This is a genomic window from Chromobacterium sp. W521, assembly GCF_052805975.1.
Genome location: NZ_JBRBAF010000007.1, coordinates 252,881 through 274,065, shown reverse-complemented (window position 1 = coordinate 274,065; position 21,185 = coordinate 252,881). Strand labels below are relative to the sequence as shown.

General features: G+C 62.8%; 21 protein-coding genes. 12 read left to right on the top strand and 9 right to left on the bottom strand.

What is annotated here, in order from left to right:
- Positions 1–65 precede the first annotated feature (65 nt).
- Entirely contained in the window at positions 66–1,019 is a 954-nt protein-coding gene (locus ACUXV1_RS13315; RefSeq protein WP_446015601.1) for a LysR family transcriptional regulator, read from the bottom strand.
- Positions 1,020–1,110: 91 nt separating this feature from the next.
- On the opposite strand from ACUXV1_RS13315, the gene ACUXV1_RS13310 reads away from it, so the two are divergent.
- The 3 genes from ACUXV1_RS13310 to ACUXV1_RS13300 all read left to right on the top strand — a co-directional run bounded on the left by ACUXV1_RS13310 (position 1,111) and on the right by ACUXV1_RS13300 (position 2,855).
- Positions 1,111–1,560: a DMT family transporter gene (locus ACUXV1_RS13310; protein ID WP_081555930.1), complete on the top strand. Its 450-nt coding sequence runs from the start codon at positions 1,111–1,113 to the stop codon at positions 1,558–1,560.
- Between the two features lie 10 nt (positions 1,561–1,570).
- On the top strand, positions 1,571–2,008 hold the full coding sequence (locus tag ACUXV1_RS13305) for a DMT family transporter (protein ID WP_081555931.1): 438 nt from the start codon (positions 1,571–1,573) through the stop codon (positions 2,006–2,008).
- 67 nt (positions 2,009–2,075) lie between these two features.
- The gene (locus tag ACUXV1_RS13300) at positions 2,076–2,855 is read left to right on the top strand and encodes an EAL domain-containing protein (protein WP_081555932.1); all 780 of its coding nucleotides are present in this window, start codon (positions 2,076–2,078) and stop codon (positions 2,853–2,855) included.
- On the opposite strand, the gene ACUXV1_RS13295 is transcribed toward ACUXV1_RS13300, so the two are convergent.
- Complete coding sequence (locus tag ACUXV1_RS13295; protein ID WP_256870402.1) at positions 2,810–4,009, bottom strand: MFS transporter; 1,200 nt, start codon at positions 4,007–4,009, stop codon at positions 2,810–2,812. The genes ACUXV1_RS13300 and ACUXV1_RS13295 overlap by 46 nt on opposite strands.
- Positions 4,010–4,126: 117 nt before the next feature.
- Here ACUXV1_RS13295 and ACUXV1_RS13290 point away from each other — a divergent pair, with 117 nt between their 5' ends.
- Entirely contained in the window at positions 4,127–5,008 is an 882-nt protein-coding gene (locus ACUXV1_RS13290) for a LysR family transcriptional regulator (protein ID WP_446015600.1), read from the top strand.
- A 151-nt stretch (positions 5,009–5,159) separates the two neighbouring features.
- On the opposite strand, the gene ACUXV1_RS13285 is transcribed toward ACUXV1_RS13290, so the two are convergent.
- Positions 5,160–6,164 carry an extracellular catalytic domain type 2 short-chain-length polyhydroxyalkanoate depolymerase gene (locus ACUXV1_RS13285; protein WP_081555934.1) on the bottom strand — a complete coding sequence of 335 codons (1,005 nt, stop codon included), beginning with the start codon at positions 6,162–6,164 and terminating at the stop codon, positions 5,160–5,162.
- 199 nt (positions 6,165–6,363) lie between these two features.
- Here ACUXV1_RS13285 and ACUXV1_RS13280 point away from each other — a divergent pair, with 199 nt between their 5' ends.
- Positions 6,364–7,182 carry a M949_RS01915 family surface polysaccharide biosynthesis protein gene (locus tag ACUXV1_RS13280; RefSeq protein ID WP_081555952.1) on the top strand — a complete coding sequence of 273 codons (819 nt, stop codon included), beginning with the start codon at positions 6,364–6,366 and terminating at the stop codon, positions 7,180–7,182.
- Positions 7,183–8,198: 1,016 nt separating this feature from the next.
- On the opposite strand, the gene ACUXV1_RS13275 is transcribed toward ACUXV1_RS13280, so the two are convergent.
- The 3 genes from ACUXV1_RS13275 to ACUXV1_RS13265 form a co-directional block, all read right to left on the bottom strand.
- On the bottom strand, positions 8,199–8,576 hold the full coding sequence (locus tag ACUXV1_RS13275; protein WP_043639320.1) for a VOC family protein: 378 nt from the start codon (positions 8,574–8,576) through the stop codon (positions 8,199–8,201).
- Positions 8,577–8,745: 169 nt separating this feature from the next.
- Positions 8,746–9,453 carry a pseudouridine synthase gene (locus ACUXV1_RS13270; protein ID WP_043639318.1) on the bottom strand — a complete coding sequence of 236 codons (708 nt, stop codon included), beginning with the start codon at positions 9,451–9,453 and terminating at the stop codon, positions 8,746–8,748.
- A gap of 41 nt (positions 9,454–9,494) precedes the next feature.
- On the bottom strand, positions 9,495–11,414 hold the full coding sequence (locus ACUXV1_RS13265; RefSeq protein WP_446015599.1) for a diguanylate cyclase: 1,920 nt from the start codon (positions 11,412–11,414) through the stop codon (positions 9,495–9,497).
- Positions 11,415–11,880: 466 nt separating this feature from the next.
- On the opposite strand from ACUXV1_RS13265, the gene ACUXV1_RS13260 reads away from it, so the two are divergent.
- Entirely contained in the window at positions 11,881–12,468 is a 588-nt protein-coding gene (locus tag ACUXV1_RS13260; protein WP_043639315.1) for a TetR/AcrR family transcriptional regulator, read from the top strand.
- A 131-nt stretch (positions 12,469–12,599) separates the two neighbouring features.
- Here ACUXV1_RS13260 and ACUXV1_RS13255 read toward each other — a convergent pair whose 3' ends face one another.
- Together ACUXV1_RS13255 and ACUXV1_RS13250 are read right to left on the bottom strand one after the other, a co-directional pair.
- Positions 12,600–13,736: a PilT/PilU family type 4a pilus ATPase gene (locus ACUXV1_RS13255; RefSeq protein ID WP_043639312.1), complete on the bottom strand. Its 1,137-nt coding sequence runs from the start codon at positions 13,734–13,736 to the stop codon at positions 12,600–12,602.
- 45 nt (positions 13,737–13,781) lie between these two features.
- Entirely contained in the window at positions 13,782–14,819 is a 1,038-nt protein-coding gene (locus tag ACUXV1_RS13250; protein WP_043639309.1) for a type IV pilus twitching motility protein PilT, read from the bottom strand.
- Between the two features lie 265 nt (positions 14,820–15,084).
- On the opposite strand from ACUXV1_RS13250, the gene ACUXV1_RS13245 reads away from it, so the two are divergent.
- The 6 genes from ACUXV1_RS13245 (at position 15,085) to aroG (ending at position 19,609) form a co-directional block, all read left to right on the top strand.
- Positions 15,085–15,777 (top strand): YggS family pyridoxal phosphate-dependent enzyme, encoded by a 693-nt coding sequence (locus ACUXV1_RS13245; RefSeq protein ID WP_446015598.1) that lies wholly within the window; start codon positions 15,085–15,087, stop codon positions 15,775–15,777.
- Positions 15,778–15,830: 53 nt separating this feature from the next.
- Positions 15,831–16,634, top strand: a complete 804-nt coding sequence (proC, locus tag ACUXV1_RS13240) for a pyrroline-5-carboxylate reductase (RefSeq protein WP_043639303.1) — start codon at positions 15,831–15,833, stop codon at positions 16,632–16,634.
- 8 nt (positions 16,635–16,642) lie between these two features.
- On the top strand, positions 16,643–17,224 hold the full coding sequence (locus ACUXV1_RS13235; RefSeq protein WP_081555937.1) for a YggT family protein: 582 nt from the start codon (positions 16,643–16,645) through the stop codon (positions 17,222–17,224).
- Positions 17,225–17,315: 91 nt separating this feature from the next.
- Complete coding sequence (locus ACUXV1_RS13230; RefSeq protein ID WP_019102525.1) at positions 17,316–17,621, top strand: c-type cytochrome; 306 nt, start codon at positions 17,316–17,318, stop codon at positions 17,619–17,621.
- Between the two features lie 284 nt (positions 17,622–17,905).
- Positions 17,906–18,316: an RNA polymerase-binding protein DksA gene (dksA, locus tag ACUXV1_RS13225; protein WP_019102526.1), complete on the top strand. Its 411-nt coding sequence runs from the start codon at positions 17,906–17,908 to the stop codon at positions 18,314–18,316.
- A 231-nt stretch (positions 18,317–18,547) separates the two neighbouring features.
- Entirely contained in the window at positions 18,548–19,609 is a 1,062-nt protein-coding gene (gene aroG / locus ACUXV1_RS13220) for a 3-deoxy-7-phosphoheptulonate synthase AroG (protein ID WP_019102527.1), read from the top strand.
- 49 nt (positions 19,610–19,658) lie between these two features.
- Here the strand turns inward: aroG and ACUXV1_RS13215 are convergent, their stop codons facing one another.
- On the bottom strand, positions 19,659–21,086 hold the full coding sequence (locus ACUXV1_RS13215) for an aminotransferase-like domain-containing protein (protein ID WP_446015597.1): 1,428 nt from the start codon (positions 21,084–21,086) through the stop codon (positions 19,659–19,661).
- Positions 21,087–21,185 lie beyond the last annotated feature (99 nt).

Below are 21,185 nucleotides of genomic sequence, written 5' to 3'. Positions count from 1 at the left end.
ATTTCGAAGCCGGTTTCAACGCGGTAGCGCCGATGCGTAGCAGACGATGAACAGGTTATGAGAGCTTAGTCGGCGGCGGCGGGGAAATCTGTCGGCGCCCGTTCCCACGGCGGCGGCTCGCCGCCCAGCCGTCTATCGATGAACTCCAGAAAAGCGCTCACCTTGGCCGGCACGTGCTTGCGCTCGGGAAACACCGCGTACACCGCGTGCAGCGGCAGAGGGTAGCGCTCCAGCAAGGGCAGCAGCCGCCCGGCGGCCAAATCCGCCCCCACAATGAAGGTGGGCATTTGAGCAATACCGGCGCCGGCCAAGAGCGCGTCGCGCAGGGCCTCGCTGTTGTTGACCAGATAATTGCCGCGCGGCTCCACCGCCACCGGGCCGTCAGGACCTTGCAACGTCCACGCCGCGCCGCCGCGGTAATAGGCATAGCGCAGGCAGTTGTGCCCGGCCAGCTGCGCCGGCGTTTCCGGCCGGCCATGGCGCGCCAGGTAGGCGGGGGCGGCGCAGATCACGCTGCGACAAGGAGCGATACGGCGGGCGATCAAGCTGGACTCCGGCAAATGGCCGATGCGGATCGCCAGGTCGAAGCCGCCTTCCACCAAATCCACCATCCTGTCGTCCATCTGCATGTCCAGCTGCACCCCCGGGCAAGCGGCCAGGAACTCCGGCGCCAGCGGCGACAAATGCAGCCGGCCGAACACCATGGGCACGCTGATGCGCAGCAACCCTCGCGGCTGGCTCTGCAAACGAGCAATGGCGTCTTCGCCCTCGCGCGCCAGAACCAACGCCTGGCGCGCGTAAGCATGGTATTGCGCGCCGGCCTCGGTCAGATGCAAGCGCCGGGTAGTACGCTGCAACAGTCGGACACCCAGCCTCGCCTCCAGCAAGGAAACGCGTTTGCTGACCGCGGATTTGCTCAAGCCTAGTTTGCGGCCGGCGGCGGCAAAGCTCCCGCATTCGATCACCGCGACAAACAAGGGCAGCGCGGCAAAACGTTCGCTCTCGTCCGTATTGTCCACTTTTACTCCACTATCCGTTTCCAACAAGCCGGATTATCGCCTAAAGCGCCACGATATATAGTGTCCGTAATGCCTCATACGGAACAAAGCCATGGACGCAAAACAACTGGACAGCCCTCTGGCGCTCGCCGCCGGCGCGATGCTCGCCTGGATGATTCATTGCAATAGTTTGCTGGCCGCGCACAGCGGCCCGCTGCAAGCCTCGTGGCTGGCGCACGGCCTGGGCGCGCTGACCGCGTTGGCGCTATGGCGCGCGACGACGCGATCGAATCCTGCGCTGGCCTCCTGCCGCCCGCCGCCTCGCTGGGCCTATCTGGGCGGCCTGCCCGGCGCGCTGACGGTGGCGCTGTCCGCTGTCGCGGTCAATAGCCCATTGGCGCTGGCCGGCACCCTGGCCTTGGCCATCGCCGGCCAATTGCTGTTCAGCCTGCTGTGCGAACGCTGCGGCTTTCTCGTCGCGCGGCGCGCGTTGACCCGCCACGACGCGCACGCCGCCTTGCTAGTGCTGAGCGGTTGCGCCGTCCTGATCTCCGCCATCTGAAGGAGGCGACATGACCGCTTACATCCTGCTGGCCCTGCTCAACGGCGTTTGCATCGGCGCCAGCCGCGCCGTCAACGGCCGCATGGCCCAAGAACGCGGCGCTTTCGCCGCCTCCTGGTGGAACCATCTGATAGGCTTCCTGCTGCTTAGCGCGCTGCTGCCGATCCTAAGCGGCGCGCCCGTCGGCGGCCTGGCCAACGCGCCGGCCAGCGCCTATCTGGGCGGCGCGCTAGGCGCGCTGTTCGTCACCGTCAACAGCCACGTGCTGACGCGGCTAGGCATGATGAAAACCACCTTGCTGGTGATAACCGGTCAAATGCTGACCGGCATCTTGCTGGACCGCCTGGCCGGCCTTGAGCGCCCGGCGCTGACCCAGTTGCTGGGCGCTGCGCTGCTTCTGGCCGGGTTGTGGCTGGCCAGACGTCCGCGCACCGGCGCGCGCGCCTGAACCGACGCCGAGAATCGCCGCGCAATGCTTGCTATGCTGAAAGTCCACCCCGCGCGGCTAAAAAATCATGGTTCCACCCCAAAACCCTCATCCCGAGCGCCAGCTGTACCGCGACGCGGACGGCCGCTATTGCGCGCGGCTGGGCGGCTATCAATTCAGCAGCGTGTTCCAGCCTCTGTTCTACCGCAGCGGCGGCGTGTTCGGCTATGAAGCGCTGCTGCGCGTGCGCACGCAAGACGGCCAGACGCCGCCCCCCGACGCCTTTTTGTCCGGGTTGCCGCCGGAATTGGCGCTGGAAGCCGACCAACTGGCCCGGCTGATCCACATCCGCAACTTCGCACAAAGCGGCCAGTCCGGCTGTCTGAGCCTGAACCTGTTGGCCCAGACAGCGGTGGTGGACAACCACGGCCGCAGTCACCTTCCCCTGCTGCAAGGCCTGTTGGACTCCTTGGAACTGGACAGCGCCGGCGTGATTTTCGAGCTGCCGGAATACGAGGTGGAGCACCACGGCCAACCATTGATCAACAGCCTGCGCCTGACCGCAGAGGCAGGCTTCGGCCTGTCGGTGGACGACTTTGGCGCAGTGGCCGCGCGTCACGGCAAGGTCAAATTGCTGTGCCCGGACCTGATCAAGATCGACCGCAGCCTGCTGCTGGACTATATGTCCGGCGAACGCCACCGGCTGCCGGTGCTGCTGGAACTGGGCTGGCAGATAGGCTGCCGCATGGCGGTGGAAGGCATTGAGAGCCGGGAACAACATCTGGCCATGCAGGAGCTGGGCGTAGAGCTCTACCAGGGCTTCTATCTGGGCAAACCGGCCGAGTTGCCGGTGACCTGCCAGCTGTGACCGGCGCGGTCCAGCCCCAGGCTGGCCAACGCCAAAGCGGCCAGAGCCGCGCCCAGCCAAACCGGCGCGCGCAGGCTCCAGCCGGCGTCCAGCAGCGCGCCGCCGCCCCAGGATCCCAACATCAAGCCCAGGTTGACCACCGACATGTGCAAGCTGTTCACCATAGGTCCGCTGCCGCCGGCGCGCACTACCCGCGCCACCATCGCCGGATTCATCGGCAAACCAGCCAGGCCCAACAGCAGTACGCAAGCCGCCGCGGCAGCCCGCCATTGCGCCAACAACGCCAGCGCCACCAAAGCCGCCAACAGCGTCAGCAAACCAACGCGCAGCACCCAGCGGGTATGACGATCCGCCCACCTGCCGCTGCATAAATTGCCCGCCACTGTCGCCAGCCCATAACCGGCGAACAGCCACGGCAACGTCGTGGCGTCGAAGCCGCTGATCTGGGTAAACAAGGGCGCCAGGTAGGTGAAGGCGGCGAATACCGCGCCTATGATCAGACCGCTGCTCAGATAAGCCGCCCACAAGCTGCCACGCGCCAGCCGTCGGCCTTCTTCGCCCAGGCTCAGGGCGCGCGGCGCGGAGCCGGACGGCGTCAGCGCGGCAATGCCCGCCGCGACCAGCGCCACCATCATCGCCACGAGCCAAAAGCTCAAGCGCCAGCCCCAGTGCTGATCTACCCAGGCAGCCAGCGGCAAGCCGGCCACGGAGGCCAGCATCAAGCCGTTGAGCACCAGCGCGGCGGCGCGCGCCACCCGATGTTCGCCCACCAACTCCGCCGCCAAGGCCAGCGCCACGCCGAAAAAGGCCGATTGCGCCACGCCGCAGATCAGCCGCGACCACAGCATTTGTTGGTAATCTCCGGCCAACGCCCCCAAAACCTGGCCAGCCAGGAACAAGAGCAACAAACCAATGAGGCTGTGCTTGCGCCTCGCCGCGCGCAGCAACCAAGTCAGCACCGGCCCTCCCAGCACGACACTGGCGGCGAAGGCCGACACCAGATTGCCCACCGCCGGCAAGCCGACGCCCAAGGCCGCCGCCAGCGACGGCATCATCCCCGCCACCATGAACTCCGACGTCGCCATCGCAAAAATGCATAAACCCAGCAGATACACTGTTGCCGGCATCGCCGCCTCGCCGTTTTTGCCCGCCATTCCTCTTCTCCCGTATCGCCATTGAATGAAGGCTTATGCTAGATTTCTTGGCGAAACGGAAAAATAGTCTTTAATTCCGTAGATAACGGAAAAATTTTCTGCAATAGCGAGGTTTGCATGGAGAAAATGAGCGGCATCGAGCTGTTTGCCCACATCGCCCAGCAAGGCAGCCTGGTGGCAGCCGGACGGCAATTGGGCATTTCCGCCTCAGCCGCCGGCAAGGGGCTGGCGCGGCTGGAGGCACGATTGGGCGCCCGCCTGGTTCAGCGCAGCACGCGGCGGCTGACCCTGACCACGGCCGGGGAACAATACTTGCAACGATGCCTGCGCATTCTGGATGAAGTGGAAGCCGCCGAACGCGAGCTGCAACAGGGTCAGGCCGCTCCCCGCGGCCGCCTGAAAGTCGGTCTGCCGCACGAATGCGGGGTGCTGGCCCCGCATCTGGCAAGCTTCATGCAAAGCTACCCGGAAATTGAGTTGGACCTGGACTATAGCGACCGCCTGGTGGATGTGATAGGCGAAGGCTTCGATGTGGTGATCCGCGGCGGCGAGCCCGGCGATTCACGCTTGAGCGCTCGCCGGCTGGGCGCTTATCGCATGCTGCTGGTGGCCGCGCCGGCCTACTTCGCCCGCTGCGGCGAGCCGGCGTCGCCGGCAGATCTGGCGCGACACCGCTGCCTGCATTATCGCTACCCTCGCAGCGGCAAGCTGGCGCCGTGGCCGCTTAACGGCGTTGATGCCCAGACTTTGCCGGTCAACGCCTGCGGCAACACAGGCGACGCGCTGATCCAGTTGGCGGAACAAGGCGCCGGCATCGCCTGCTTGCCGGACTTCACCGTGCGCCGCCAACTGGCGGAAGGACGGTTACAAGCGCTGCCGGAAGCCTGGGCGGAACGCCGCGGCACCCTCTACCTGCTATGGCCCAGCGCGCCCTATTTGCCTCCGCGGCTGCGCGCCTTCATCGACTTCTTTGCCGAGCGCGGCTTCCCCGGGGGCTGAGAGCGTGTTCAAAGTCTCGCGAGCAAGGGCGAGACAAGGCGAAAACGGCTGAGAACGCCGAATGTACGAGGGGTACATGAGCATTTTGAGCTTGTACTCACCGTGCAACGCTTCAGGAAGCGCAGCAGACTTTGAACAAGCTCAGAGAGACTCACGGCGCCGACACCAGCCGGTCCGCCATCGCCTTGATCGCCCGCATTTGCACCCCGTTCTTCCAGGCGAAATTCACGCCGGTGTAGCCAAACCAGTCCCAGCAGCCGTTCGGGTTGCCCGGCGGCATCGCCGTGGTTTGGGGGTACAGCACGATGATGCGGTTGTTATCCGCCCACTCGTTGTAGCCGGCATGAGCATAATAGGCGTCGCCGACGGCGCCGGCGTACTGCCGGCAACCGTGCAGCGCCACATGCACCTTGCAGGCCTCGCCCTCGGCGCAGACGCGCGGCACATAGACATAGCCCTCGTCCGCCAAGCTGCTGCCTGGCGGCGCGTACGGCTTCTGGTCGAAAACCGTCACTTGGCTGCTCAATTGGGCAGCGCGCGGCTGCAAGGGGCCGTAAATCTGCTTCAGGATCGCGCCGGCCTGATCGTAGCCTTCGCCCTTCCAGTCGCAATGGTTGACGTAAGGCGACTTGGTTTCGCCGCAGTCATTGCCGTAAGTGGGCGTAATCTGGGCATGGCCGGCCGGCAGGCCGCGCGGATATTCAATACGCGCCGCCGGCACCCCCAGCTTGCGGAAATAGCTCTCAGCGCTATCCACCACCGCCGTCTTCACGGTGTTGTCCTGACTGCCGCTGAACAGATAGACGCGGCGCTTGGCCAAATTGGACAAGGGATCGATCTGCCCGCTCAGCGCGAACTGTTGGGTCGCCAATACCAGGCCGCCCACCGCCGGCGGCGGTCCGCTCATGCAGGCCGGCGCGCCCGCCAGCGTGCCCTTGGAACAATAATAGGGCCCGCCCGCCACCACGCCGACGCCGCGCACCGAGGCGGAAAACGCCACCTGGTACTGCACCGCCATGAAGGCCCCGGACGACAGGCCGGATACCGACGACTGCCGAGCGTCGCCGCGATACGCCGGCAGCGGTTCCGCCGCCGCAACCATCTGCGCCAACGTCAACGCCAGCGCACCTCCCCACCACCAGCCCAGTTTCAGCATAAGTCCTCCTTTCGCGCGAAGCCCGCGCTCCGCCTGGATTATGGCGCTGCCCGCCGGCAAAAATCACCCTCATGTCATGTTTAGTCGGCAAATCGGTCAGTCTTTTTCCTACCCTCAAACCCTTTTACGGCCATCGGCGCTGTCCCGTGCCGCTGCTATTCCGTACTATTCCCGTTTTATCAATGACAAGAAGAACGGCATGCTACCGCTTCCCGCGCCCCCCATCGCCGGCCTGCGCACCTCGCTGCTGATCGGCCTGACGCTAATGCTCGTCGCCTGCAAAGCCGAGCCGCCGCCGCCCGCCACGAGACTTGACACGGCCAGTTCACCGACCGCCGCCGGCCAGGTGCGCCGCTTGAGCGCCTTGCCGGCCGGCGTCGAACTGCGTGGCAAGCTAAGCGCCGCCTACGGCTGGACGGACAACGCCGGCGAAAACCTGTTGGTGCTGGCGGAGCAACAGGAAGCCCGCGGCCCCGACGGCACCCAAAACGCGACGCTCTACGCCGCGCAATATGTGCTGGGCCAAGACAGGCCGCGAAGGCTGTGGATGCTCAGCGACGGAGTAACGCGTTGCGAGTTCGACGCCAGCGCGGCCTTCGATCTAGACGCCATCGGCTTTCCGGACCTCAACCGCGACGGCGCCTTGGAAACCATTGTCGGCTATCGCAGCGCCTGCGCCAGCGACGTCAGCCCCAATGACTACAAGCTGATCCTTCATGTGGGCAAAACCAAGTACGGACTGCGCGGTCTGGACCGCCAAGGCGTGCGCTGGCTGGACCCGGACAGCGGCCACTTGACCGGCCTTCCGCTACCCGACGACTGCAGCCCGCAGGGCCAACAGGCGCTGCAAGCCAAGGGTTGGGAAAAAGACTTCGAACCGCCCTACTTGCCCGGCTGCTACACCGACGAGAACGACTTCACCTCAGCGCCGCCGGTCTTTGCCCGTCACATGCGCCAACAGTGGTTCGCACTCATGCGCCAACAGGAAGAAAGCTGGCTCAAACAACAACATGAATGAGCTCAAGGCAGGCTCTGGCGCCGCTGATCATTCGATATGCATATTGATAATTCTTGCTGAAATAAAATCGGAGCCGTCACACGCGCATATCCTAAGGATTTCCATGGCCTCCAATTTTTCCCTCCCACGGCGCGGCGTCCTTCGCTTATGGCTGAGCCCTGCCCTTGAGCGCCTGCGCCGCGCCTAAGCAAAATACCGACGCCTCCGTCGCACCCACAGACTAGCAATCTGCCCACTTTGCGCGCACCCAAGGGTCGTTAACACGTGTGGCCAGCAGAGGCTGCATCATGCTGTTCAAGGCCGACGCGCCCATGATGAGCAAAATCCCCTTCTGGCCAACAACGCCGCTGTACGCGACAAACAGACCTACGCCGCCGGTTTCGACACCTTCCGCCTGGGCTACTTCAGCTCACGCCATCTGCCGGCTCGGCTGGCGCAGCAACACCCAACACAACGCTAAGCCGCGCGGGGGGCGCTGGGCGCCAACCCGCAATCCCCTCCCCTATCATCGCTGCCTCCCCGACGCCCGTGTCCCTGCATTCTCTTGACTCTCACTATGGCCCCCGGTGTCAGCACGCACTCGCACGAAACGTAATTTTTTGCAGTAAATAATAAATGTTATTCATTTTAAAATTTACAATCATGGCAATCGATGCCTTTGTTTTGATAGTTTTGTAAATTTCCATACCCGCCAAAAACCAGGCAAATCCACCTCACGCCACCCCGGTCCGGAACGCAAAAAACCCCAGGGGCGCCACCACGCCATCCTGGGGTTGAATTAAGAACCGCTACCTCGCAGAAAAACTGCGCCAAGGCACGCCGACGCGCAGCAAATCGTAAACAGGCCCTAAGTCGCAGAGCACACGGCTCAATTAAGACTCAGGCCAGTACCCAATTTTCGAGGCGCCGCGCCTCAATCCACACCCCCGCCTCCCACTCCCCAAATCATGACAAAAGCAAGTATTGACTGGCCTCACTCAACGGCGTTTGCCATGTTTATTCCGACAATTCGCGTTTCAACCAGCCTGATTAATGACGGCTTCAATGCGGTAGCCATCCGGGTCCACAACGAAGGCCGCGAAATAATGACTCCCATAATGGGGCCGTAAGCCCGGCGCGCCGTTGCAGCGTCCGCCGTGCAGAAGGGCCGCCGCATGAAACGCACGGACCTGCTCGGGTGTGCCGGCGGCAAAAGCCAGATGAAATCCATCTCCGGGGAGCACGAGCTCCGGCACCCATTTGAGAGACAACTTGTCACCCCCGCCTGCTTTGCCGTATCCCACCGCCGTGTCGTGCTCAAACACCCGGACGTAGCCCAGAGGGGCTAGTGCCGCATCGTAAAAAGCGCCGGAGCGACCCAAATCGTGGACGCCGAAAGAGATGTGGTGGAGCATGTTTTTTTCCAATCGATGAAGTTCATATCAATGGCGAGGCAAGCTACCCAGATCGGCCATACCGCGCGTCATGCGGACTGTCATGCCTCTCCATACGACTCAAAGCCCCACCCACGGCAAAGCAAAGGCCGCCCGAAGGCGGCCTGTTCTCATGCGGCAGGGTATAACGTCAAGACCACCCCAGCCCGGCCAATTCCTCCGCGCTCAGATGCCGCCATTCGCCCTGCGGCAGTTCACCCAGCTCAACGCTGCCCAAGCTGATGCGATGCAACTGTTCCACGCGGTTGCTGGCAGCCGCCACCATGCGTTTGACCTGGTGGTACTTGCCCTGAGTGATGGTCAGCAGGATCACGTGGCTGTCCAGCTGTTCAATGCTGTCGGCGGCAAACTCCTCTCCTTCATCATTCAGGTAGACCCCGCTTTGCAGCTTGGCGATGAACTCCTCGCTGGCCGCGTGCTTCAACGTGACCTGGTAACACTTGGGAACCTGCTTCTTCGGAGAGCTGAGCGCATGCACAAACTGACCGTCGTTGGTCAGCAAGATCAGACCGGTGGTGTCCACGTCCAGCCGGCCCACCGCCGTGATGCCCAGATTGCCGAACTGATACGGCAGCAGTCGGTAGATGCCGGGATTATGCTGCGGCTTGTGCGAGGTTTCGTAATTGGGCGGTTTGTGAAACAGCAGGTAGAGCGGGCCGTTCACCACGTCCCAGGGTTTGTCGTCCACCACCAATTGCCGGATCTCGGCCAATTCCACCTGCTGGCGGTAGTTGTCGACGATCTCGCCGTTGAGTTCGACCAGGCCGTACTCAATCAGCTGCTTGCATTCCTTGCGGCCGCCAAAGCCTTGTTGTTGCAGTAGTCGGTAAAGTTCCATCACCGGATGGTAGCACACCGCCCCTGGCGCGCCCTCCGCCGTCAGGACACCAGCGGTTGCGCCGGGTCCGCCACGCACACCCGGTCGCGCCCCTCTTTCTTGGCCCGATACAAGGCCGCGTCGGCGGCAGACACCACGCTGTCCGCATCCGTGCCGTGCAATGGACACAGGGCCAACCCCACCGACAAGGTGACGCGGATGTCGTGGCCTCCGGCTGCGATGGGCAAGGCGCGCACATCGCGGCACAGCTGCTGCGCCTTGACGTGGGCATCGTCCAGCGACGCGCCGGGCAGCAAGATGAAAAACTCTTCGCCGCCGTAGCGGCAGACAATGTCGCCGCTACGGAAAGCGTCGCTCAGATGCGCCGCCAGCGTCGTCAACACCGCGTCCCCGCACTGATGGCCGTACTGATCGTTGATATGCTTGAAATGATCCGCATCGACCATCAACACCGCAACATCGCGATGCACCGCCAGCATATGGCTGAGGACGCGCGGCAAAATGTCGTCCAGATGGCGGCGGTTGAACAGGCCGGTCAGCGGATCGCGCAGCGTCTGCTCTCGCAAGCCTTGTTGCAGCAGTTCTATTTCGTTCAGATTCTGGCGCAGCGCCTGATTGGCTTGCAGCAAATCCTGCTCCAGCCGTTTGCGCTCGCTAATATCTTTGATGCCGTTGATCACGAACCAGCCGTCGTCGGCGCGAACCACCGAACAGGAAATCAGCGCCCAGAACTCCCGGCCGTCCGCGGCGCGCAACCGTACTTCCCGATCCCGCACGCAGCCGCCTACGCGCAGCAGCGAGGACACGCGCTCGCGCTCGGCCGGGTCCACGTAGAAGTCCTGCACCTTCAGCGGCTTTCCGGGCGCAAGGCGCTCGCGGAACAGCTCCTCGGCGCGGACATTGGCGTAAATCAGTTCGCCTCCTTGCAAACGGTTCATCGCCAACGGAAACGGCGCGGCGTCCGCCATCAGCCTCAAGCGCGCCTCGCTGTCCGCCAAATCCCGGGTTCTGGCGCGGACCTTGCCCTCCAGCTGGCGGTTGACAACTCGCAGCCTGGCCTCGGTGCGGCGCAGATCCACCGCCAACGCGCCAAACACCAGTAGGGTGGAGGTCTGGATCAGCATCAGCATGCTGAGGGTCAGCAAAGCCTGCTGCCCCCCGTGACCGAAAGCGCCGCGGCCGAATACCGCGCCAACCAAGGCCAGCAGCAAAATGCCCAGCGACAAACCATGCGCCAGCCGCAGCCGCTGACGGAACGCGAACCATAGCAAGGGCAGGCTGAAACAATAAGGCAGCGCGGCGTATCGCCCGGTGCTGTCGTCTATGCCCAACATGGCCAATCCGGCGGCCAGCAAGGTCATCCAGGCGATCAGACCATCCAGCGTGTTGAGGCCGGCCTGGCCTTCGCCGGCTCCCGCGCGTCTAAACAGCAGCAGACTAGGCGCCAGACTGAAAATACCGGCCAAGTCCCCCAGCCACCAGGCGATAAAGTGGCGACCCAGCGGCAATAAGGGCTGCGGCTGGCCATGCAGCAGGGCCACCGTGCCGCCCATGGCGGCGATGGCGGCGGCCAACGCCGCGCCGGCGATGAAGGCCAACACATAAGACAGGCTGCGCAAGGGCAAGCGCCGGCCGCAGCGGTAGCGCACCAGCAAAGCGCCCAGCAAGCTGCCCACCGTGTTGGCGCCGGCAATCAACAAGGCGTCCGCCAGCGGCAGCTGGCGCGACGTCAGGCTGAACAGCAAGGAGCCCGCAGCCAGCCCCACGCCGTAGCGCTGCCCGCCGCGCAAGGCAACCGCCATGGCCAGGCCGGCCGGAAACCAGGCTGGCGTCAGCCAGGTTTCCGCGTCCATGAAACCCACCATCAATAGCCGCGCCAAGCCCCAATAGGCCGCGGCGACGCCAAACTGACGCCACGCGGCCGCCAGGAAACCCGCGGCGGAACGCCTCCATCGCTGCATGCATGTCTCCACCTTCTCTGCGCGCAGCCGCGGCGGCTGGCGGACGCAGGAGGACTTCTGCCGATCACAAGCCGGCTGTGAGAACCTGTTTACGATCTGCTGCGCATCGTGAGACGCCCCATGGTGAGTACCGCTTCGAAATACTCATGTACCACGCGTACATTCCGCTTTCTCAGCCGTTTTCGCCTTAGCTCGCGAGACCGTCAACACATTCTGAGCGCGGCCGATGCTCCAGACCGCGCCCGGACAGGGACGCGGGACGGGAAACGCCGCTTTTTAGTCAATATAGATATTCCTATGCGATTCCACCGTCATTTATTGGCTTGCCAATTGCGAGCGCGCGACAGCCGGCGCGCTATCTTGCTGATTCACATCGCGATTGAAGAAATGATACTTATCATCTAAAACGGAATCACCGCTTCGTCATTGCGTTGCGCCACCCCGTAGTCGAACAGGAAGGTCAACGATGCGCTACAGCTCAACTCACAAGACCGAAACCCGTCAACGGATCCTGACCATGGCCTCGCTGCGCTTTCGCGCTGAAGGCGTGGCCAATGTCGGCATCGCCAATCTGATGGCGGATCTGGGACTGACCCATGGCGGCTTTTACGCCCACTTCCACAGCAAGGACGACCTAGTGGCGCAATCCTGTCGCCAGGCATTGCTGGATATGAACGAGATTTGGCAGGCTCAATTGGAACAGGCGCCGCGCGGCGCCGGGCTGAAACGGCTTGCCAAGGATTATTTGAGCGCGGCGCACAGGGATTTTCCCGACTCCGGCTGCGCCGCCGCCGCGCTGGCCGGGGAGTTGGCTCGCCACGACAAAGCCACCCGCCAGGCGTTTTCCGAGGGCTTGCAGGCCTTGCTGCACACCTTGCGCCAAGCGCAACAATGCGACACGGCGGCCGGAGCGCGGCCGGCGCTGGCGCCCGAAGCCTGCCTGGCACTGATGGTGGGCGCCTTGCTGCTGTCTCGCGCCATCTCGGACGAAGCGCTCTCCGACCGGTTGCTGAAAAGCGCATCGGCTGCGTTGGCCTTGCAAGCCGGGGGTTAGAGTCTCGCGAACCAAGGCGAGATCGTGGAACAGACTCTAAGAAAGCGGAGCGCACACACGGTACATGAGCATTTCGAAGCGGTACTCACCGTGAGCCGTCTCACGACGCGCAGTAGCGCGTGAACAGGTTATTAGACGATGTCGAGGTGGTCTATGCCTTCCAGCGGGTCGCGCGACTTGGAGCCCTCGCTGTAAAGCTTGATCTTCAGCCTCAGGTCGTTAATGGAGTCGGCGTTGCGCAGGGCGTCCTCGTAGCTGATCAGGTCCGCTTCGTACAACTCGAACAAGGACTGATCGAAGGTTTGCATGCCGTTCTCGCGCGAGCGGCCCATCACTTCCTTCAGGCCGGCGATTTCGCCCTTGAAGATCATGTCGGACACCAGCGGGCTGTTGAGCAGAATTTCCACCGCCGCCACCCTGCCGCGGCCGCTTTTGATCGGCACCAGCCGCTGAGAGATGATGGAGCGCATATTCAGCGACAAATCCATCAACACCTGTTGATGGCGCTCTTCGGGGAAGAAGTTGAGAATGCGGTCCAGCGCCTGGTTGGCGTTGTTGGCATGCAGCGTGGCCAGGCACAAATGGCCGGTTTCGGCGAACTGCAACCCGTAACCCATGGTTTCGCGATCGCGAATCTCGCCCATCAGAATCACGTCCGGCGCCTGGCGCAAGGTGTTCTTCAAGGCAATGTCCCAATCATCGGTGTCCACGCCCACCTCGCGCTGGGTGATGATGGACTTCTTGTGCTGGTGCACGTATTCGATCGGATCTTCGATGGTGATGATGTGATCGTGGTTATGGCTGTTGCGCCAGTCCACCAGCGCGGCCAGCGAGGTGGATTTGCCTGAACCGGTGCCGCCAACGAAGATCACCAGGCCGCGCTTGATCAGCGCGATGTCGCGCAGCACCAGCGGCAGGTTGAGTTGGTCGAAGGTGGGGATTTCAGTGTTGATCTTGCGCAATACCATGCCGGCATGGCCCTGCTGCACATAGGCGCTGACGCGGAAACGCCCCAGACCCGGCGGGTTGATCGCAAAGTTCGCCTCCTTCTTGGATTCGAACTCCTCGGTCTGCCGGTCGTTCATCACCGCGCGCACCAGTTCCTTGGTGTGCTGGGCGGACAGGGGCTGCGGCGCCACCGGAGTGATCTTGCCGTCTATCTTCATCGCCGGCGGGAAATCCGCGGCGATGAAAACGTCGGAGGCGTTCTTGCCGGTGGCGTGCTTCAGCAGATCCAGTATGAACTTGGAAGCCTGGTCTTTTTCCATGATGAGGTCCCGCGGGTCGCCATTTAAGTGTAGAGCAGCGCCCGCTCAGAATTGATCCTTGTTGGCGGCCTTTTGCCTGGCGTCCGCCGGCGACACCATATTGCGCCGCACCAGCTCCTGCAGGCACTGGTCCAGCGTCTGCATCCCATGCTGCTGGCCGGTCTGGATCATGGAGTTGATTTGAGCAATCTTGTTCTCGCGGATCAGGTTGCGGATCGCCGGGGTGCCCAGCATGATTTCATGCGCCGCCACCCGCCCGCTGCCGTCCTTGGTTTTGAGCAGGGTCTGGGCGATCACCGCGCGCACGGACTCGGACAGCATGGAGCGCACCATCTCCTTTTCCCCGGCCGGGAACACGTCGACGATGCGGTCGATGGTCTTGGCCGCGGAACTGGTGTGCAGGGTGCCGAACACCAGGTGGCCGGTTTCCGCCGCGGTCAAAGCCAGGCGTATGGTTTCCAGATCGCGCAGTTCGCCCACCAGGATCACATCCGGGTCTTCCCGCAAGGCGGACTTCAAGGCATTGGCGAAGCTGTGTGTCTGCAAACCCAGTTCACGCTGGTTGATCAGGCACTTCTTGCTGTCGTGGACAAACTCGATCGGGTCCTCGACAGTCAGGATGTGGGAGAAGTGGTTGTCGTTGATGAAATCTATCATCGCCGCCAGCGTAGTGGATTTGCCGGAGCCGGTGGGGCCGGTCACCAGCACCAGCCCGCGCGGAAAGGCGGCGATTTCCTGGAAGATCTTGGGCGCGCCCAGCTGTTCCAGCGATAACACCTTGGACGGAATCACCCGAAACACCGCGCCCATGCCGCGGTTCTGTATGAATGAGTTGACGCGGAAACGAGCGATGCCGGGCAGATCAAAAGAAAAGTCGCACTCGAAGGTGTCTTCGAAGATTTTGCGCTGGTAATCGTTCATGATGTCGTACACCATGTCGTGCACGTCATGGTGGTCCATCGGCGGCAGGTTGATGCGACGGATGTCGCCGTTCACCCGGATCATCGGCGGCAGCCCGGCGGACAAGTGCAGGTCGGACGCCTTGTTCTTGACCGTAAAGGCCAAGAGCTCCGAAATTTCCATAATATAATCTCCACGATGACTGCGACGCCGCCATGGTTTCAGCCGCCAGGCGACCACTTAACATAAAGTACCGCCGCGCGCCGGCAACGCGTCCAAACAAGACGCCGGCCCACTTTCGGCATTTCCGGCTCTGGCGCTGATTGTAAGCTCAACTCAGCCATTTGGGATATCGCCGTCACCCCATATTATTAACGATGCGCGGCCATGCTGCTTTGTAGAAACCCCAACAAACCGCACCGCCGGCTGCACACAACTTCTCGACGCCATGACAGATTCCATCTCCCAACCCTTGCAGCAAGTCCGCCAGCGCCTGGCGGACGCGGAACACGCCGCCGGCCGGCCGGCGGGAACGGTGCGCCTGCTGGCCGTCAGCAAGACCTTCCCCGCCGCGGACATCGAGCAAGCCTATCTTGCCGGCCAGCGCGCCTTTGGTGAAAACTACGTACAGGAATTGCAGCAGAAGGCCGAGGCGCTGGCCGGTCTGGAGATTGAATGGCACTTCATCGGCCCGTTGCAATCCAATAAAACCCGCGCGGTGGCGGAATTGGCCCACTGGGCCCATTCGGTGGATCGGCTGAAAATTGCAGAACGGCTGTCCGCGCAGCGGCCAGACTCACTACCGCCTCTGAACGTGTGCATTCAGGTCAACGTGTCCGGCGAGGCGAGCAAAAGCGGCTGCGCGCCGGAACAGGCGCAGGAACTGGCGCGCGCGGTGGCGGCCTTGCCGCGCCTGACCCTGCGCGGTCTGATGTGCATCCCGGAGCCTACCGAGGACGCAGCGCGACTGGCGTCTCAGTTCGCCCTGTTGCGCCAATTGCGCGAACAACTGAACTCAGAAGGGCTGACGCTGGACACCTTGTCCATGGGCATGTCCGCCGACATGGCCGTCGCCATCGCTGAGGGCGCCACCATGGTGCGGGTGGGCACCGCCATTTTCGGCGCGCGCCATTATCATTGAATGACATCGGCTTGAAACAGCAGACGTTCAGGCCGGTTTATTAAGGAAAGATCATGCGGATTACCTTCATCGGCGGCGGCAATATGGCCAACGCCATCATCGCCGGCCTGATCAAGCAGGCGGCGCATCGCATCCATGTGGTGGACCCGGACGCGGGCAAGGTGGAGCGGCTGCGTCAGGAATACGACGTCAGCGGCGGCGCGGCGCTGCCGGATGCCTTCGACATTGGCGACATCGTGGTTCTGGCGGTCAAACCGCAGCACCTTCGCGACCTGTGCCTGGAGCTGGAACCCAGACTCAACGGCGCGCTGGTCATCTCCATCGCCGCCGGCATCCGCCTGGACGCGCTGTGCCGCTGGCTGGGCAGCAAGCGCGTAGTGCGGGTAATGCCCAACACCCCGGCGATGATAGGCAAGGGCGTGTCCGGCCTGTTCGCATCGGTGGGCGTCAGCGAAGACGACCGCCAGGACGCCAACACCGTCATGCAGGCGGCAGGCATCACGCTCTGGCTGCAAAACGAGCAACGCATCGACGACATTACCGCTGTTTCGGGCAGCGGCCCGGCCTATGTGTTTTACTTCATCGAAAGCATGATAGAGGCGGCCCAACAGACCGGCTTCTCCGAAGCCGAGGCGCGCCGACTGGTGCTGGCCACCTTTGAAGGCGCGGTGGAGCTGGCCAAGCAAAGCCCGCTGCCGGTCAGCGCACTGCGCACCAATGTGATGTCCAAGGGCGGCACCACCGAGCGCGCCATCGCCCGCTTTGAGGCGGAAGGCGTCAAACAAGCCATCATCGCCGGCATGCTGGACTGCCGCGACCGCTCCATCGAAATGGGCCAACAACTCAGCCAGGACTAAGCCACATCATGTTCTTCGACACTTTGCGCTTTCTGATCCACACCCTTTCCGGCCTGTTCGTGCTGGTGCTGCTGCTGCGCTTCTACCTGCAAGTGGCGCGCGCGCCGTTCAAACACCCGCTGTGCCAGTTCGTGATGGCCGCCACCAACTTCGCGGTGCTGCCCATGCGCAAGCTGGTGCCGGCAATGCGCGGCTACGACAGCGCCACCATGCTGTTGGCCTGGCTGATTTCACTGCTGGCCAATGTGCTGGTCACCCTGCTGAGTTCGGTGCCGGAAGTCTTCACCTTTCCGCAGGTATGGGTGGCCTTGTCTTTGCTGTCGCTGCTGGAAGTGTTCAAACAGTCACTGACCCTATTGATGGGCAGCGTCATCGTGCAGGCCGTGCTCAGTTGGATCAGCCCCTACAACCCGCTGATGCCGGTGCTGGATGCACTGACCCGGCCCTTCCTGCGCCCGTTCCGCAAGGCCAATATCGGCGGCGTGGACCTGTCGCCGCTCGTGCTGTTCCTGATCATCCAGGTGATTTTGATGCTGCCGGTTCGCATGCTTGAAACAAGCTTCTTGACCCAACTCAAGGTAGTACTGTAGCAATTCAGGTTATTTGTCATATTTTTTCGCGGCCGTGCTTTACGGCCGTTCATCTGACAACCGATTTGCATCACCACACAGGAGACTTCCAATGAAAAAAGCCTTGCTCGCCGCCGCCCTGATGAGCGCTGTCGCCGCACCCGCCTTCGCCAATATGCAGCTGGCGCAAAAATACAGCTGCACCGCCTGTCACGCGGTGGACAAGAAGATCGTCGGCCCGGCTTATAAGGACGTGGCCAAGAAATACGCCGGCCAGAAAGGCGCGGAAGCCATGCTGATGGCCAAGGTCAAGAACGGCGGCTCCGGCGTATGGGGCCCGGTGCCGATGACCCCGCATCCGAATATCCCGGACGCGGACCTGCGCGCGCTGGCCAAGTGGGTGTTGTCGCTGAAATAATTCATCCAGACATTGCAGATCCGGCACGCCGCGCGGCGCGCCGGCCCACGGAAAAAGGCGGCGGATTGCCGCCTTTGAACTGTCCGGGACATTTTATGTCCTAGCCTGTTGCGCCAATACCCTTTTAACGATGTCTCAGGCTTGTTACCGGAGTAAAACAACGCTATACCGATTGTCAGCAACAGGGAGTTAATATCACCTAAGCGCCTAAGACAGTTGCAGAAATAGCGGGGCGCCGGTAATCTTCTCCGCCTGTTGCCAACTCTATGCTGGAAGCACCAAATATGGCCAAACTAACCGAACAGGATATCCTCAACTGGACCGGCGACGATTACATGAACGCCGACCATCTTGAGTTTTTCAAAGACCGGTTGTTGCAGATGCAGCAGGAGTTGCTCTCTAACGCAAATGCGACCGCCAACCACCTGCAAGAGCAGGAAGCCACACCGGATCCGGCCGACCGCGCCACGCTGGAAGAGGAATACGCGCTGGAACTGCGCACCCGCGACCGCGAGCGCAAGCTGCTGCAGAAGATCCAGGCCTCGCTGCGCCAGATCGAAGACGGCTCTTACGGCTTCTGCGAAGATACCGGCGAGCCGATCGGCCTGCGCCGCCTGATGGCCCGCCCCACCGCCACATTGTCGGTGGAAGCCCAGGAGCGCCGCGAGCGCATGAAGCGCCAGTACGCCGACTGATTGCTCCGGCTCTCGCCCGCAAAACGCCCTGGCCGCAACCAGGGCGTTTTTCATGCCCGCGTTTCCTCTGTTCAACAAAAACAAGCAGATAAATCAACAGACGATAGCTTGCCTCTAATGATCGTCTAGTATGAATTTAGAGCATTAAAGCAGGCCGGCCGCTTGTCTAGCGTCGTCGAATCCGGTTATCTTGCTGCTATGCAAAAACTGAAATAGCAAGGGACACGCTTTATGCAACGCCAGACCGACGACGTCAGAATCCGCGAAATCAAGGAACTGCTGCCGCCCATCGCCCACCTGTACGAACTGCCAATCACCGAAGCCGCCTCGGAAGTGATCTACGCCACCCGCCGCGATATCTCCGCGTTGCTGCGCGGCGAAGACGACCGCCTGCTGGTGGTGATCGGCCCCTGCTCCATTCACGACACCGAAGCCGCCATCGAGTACGCCAAGAAACTGGCGCCGCTGCGCGACAAGCTGGCGGAAGAGCTGGTGGTGGTGATGCGCGTCTACTTTGAAAAACCTCGCACCACCGTCGGCTGGAAAGGCCTGATCAACGACCCGCTGTTGAACGAATCCTTCGACATCAACAGCGGCCTGCGCATCGCGCGCCGCCTGCTGCTGACCCTGAACGACATGGGGATGCCGGCCGCCACCGAATTCCTGGACATGATCACCCCGCAGTACTTCGCCGACCTGATCAGCTGGGGCGCCATCGGCGCGCGCACCACTGAAAGCCAGGTGCACCGCGAACTGGCCTCCGGCCTGTCCTGCCCGGTGGGCTTCAAGAACGGCACAGACGGAAATCTGAAGATCGCCGTGGACGCCATCCGCTCCTCCAGCGTGCCCCACCATTTCCTGTCCGTGACCAAGACAGGCCACTCCGCCATTGTCTCCACCGGCGGCAACCCGGATTGCCACGTGATCCTGCGAGGCGGCAAGGAGCCCAACTACTCGGCCGAGCATGTCAGCGCCGCGGCGGCGGAACTGGTCTCCGTGGGCCTGCCGCAAAAACTGATGGTGGATTTCAGCCACGCCAACAGCCGCAAGGACTACCGTCGCCAGATGGAAGTGGCCGACGACATCGCCGGCCAATTGGCCGCCGGCAACGCCAACATCTTTGGCGTGATGGTGGAAAGCCACTTGGTGGAAGGCCGCCAGGACCTGAAACCGGGCTGCGAGCTGACCTACGGTCAGAGCGTCACCGATGCCTGCATCGGCTGGGACGACACCGAGAAACTGCTGACCACGCTGGCCGACGCGGTGAAGGCGCGCCGCGCGCGTCAAGACTAAGCCGGCGCCAAGCCGACTGCCTCGCGGCGGAGCATGCGCTCCGCCGTTTTCATTGGCTCAGCTGCTCGCCGGCCAAGCGGCCCAAGGTGGCGATGGCTCTCTCCAACGCCGGCGACCACGGCTGGCCGAAGTTCAGCCGCAGACAATGGCCGAAGCGCGGTTCGGCGGAAAACACCAGGCCCGGCGCGAAGCTGATGGATTCGGCCAACGACCGCTCCAACAGGCGGCCCGTGTCCAGCCCTTCCGGGCACTCCACCCACAACAGCAGGCCGCCCTGCGGCCGCCGCAGCCGCGTGCCCTTGGGAAAAGCCGCCAGCACCGCGTCGGCCAGCTGACGCATCTGCCGCGCCAACTGCCGCCGTAAACGCTCGGCGAAACGCGTGTAATCGCCGTTGGCCAACACATCCGCCAACATGCCCTGATACAAGGCCGAGCTCACCAGGCTGCTGCTATTGCTTAGCCGCGCCAATGCCGCATGATGGCGGCCGCCGGACAGCCAGCCCAGACGGAAGGAAGGCGCGAAGCTTTTGGTGAAGGACGAGCAGTAAATCACTTCGCCGCGGCGGTCCCAGGCTTTCAGCGGCGTTGGATGCTGCTCGCCGAAGTAAAGCTCGCCGAACACATCGTCCTCGATGATGGTCAGGCCATGACGGTAAGCCAGCCGCAGCAATCGCTTCTTGGCTTCGTCCGGCATCAGCGCGCCGGTGGGGTTCTGAAAATTGGTCACCGTTACCAGACAACGCGGCGCAGGTCCGTGGCGCAAAGCGAACTCCAGCGCCTCCAGCGACAGGCCGGCATCCGGCGTGCACGGGATTTCCAACGCCTTCAACCCCAGTGCTTCCAGGGTTTGCAATAGACCGAAGTACACCGGCGTCTCCACCGCCACCGTGTCGCCGGGCCGGGTCAGCAATCGCAGAGACAGACTGATCGCCTCCGTGATGCCGTGGGTGAACAGGATGGCGTCCGGCTCCAGCTCCAACTGCCACTGCGCCGCCAGTTCGCACACCAGCCGATGCAGCCGGGCCTGCTCGCCGCGCGGCAAGTAGGCGCTTATCAGTTCCGGGCGCTGGTTCAGCGTCTGCTGCAGCCGACGCGCCAACGCCGCCGCCGGATACATGCTGCCATGCGCTTCCGCCATGTGCAGCTGGGTGCCGATGTCCAGGCCGGACCACTCGATCAATTGCGACATGCGACTGTCCACCCGCACCAGGGTCGCGGCCGACGGCAGGCCGTCCACCTCGGCGCTCGCCTGCTGCGCGCGGCTGGGCAAGGCGGCGAAGAAGCCGGCGCGCGGGCGAGCGCTAACGCGTTGCCGACGCTCCAGATGATGGTAGGCCGCCAGCGCGGTCAAGACGTTGACCCCGTGTTCGGCAGCCAGGCGGCGCACCGAGGGCAAACGACTGCCGGGGGGATATTCACCGCTGTCCAATCCTTGCTCGACTTCGGCGGCGATGCGCAAATACAGGGAATCACTCATGGCTGTTATATAGAACAGATTGGGCGCAGCATAAACTGTTTACGCCGGCTGTGGGAAGGCGCGGACCGGCGCTTGCGCTAGGCTGGGCGCTACTTTTCA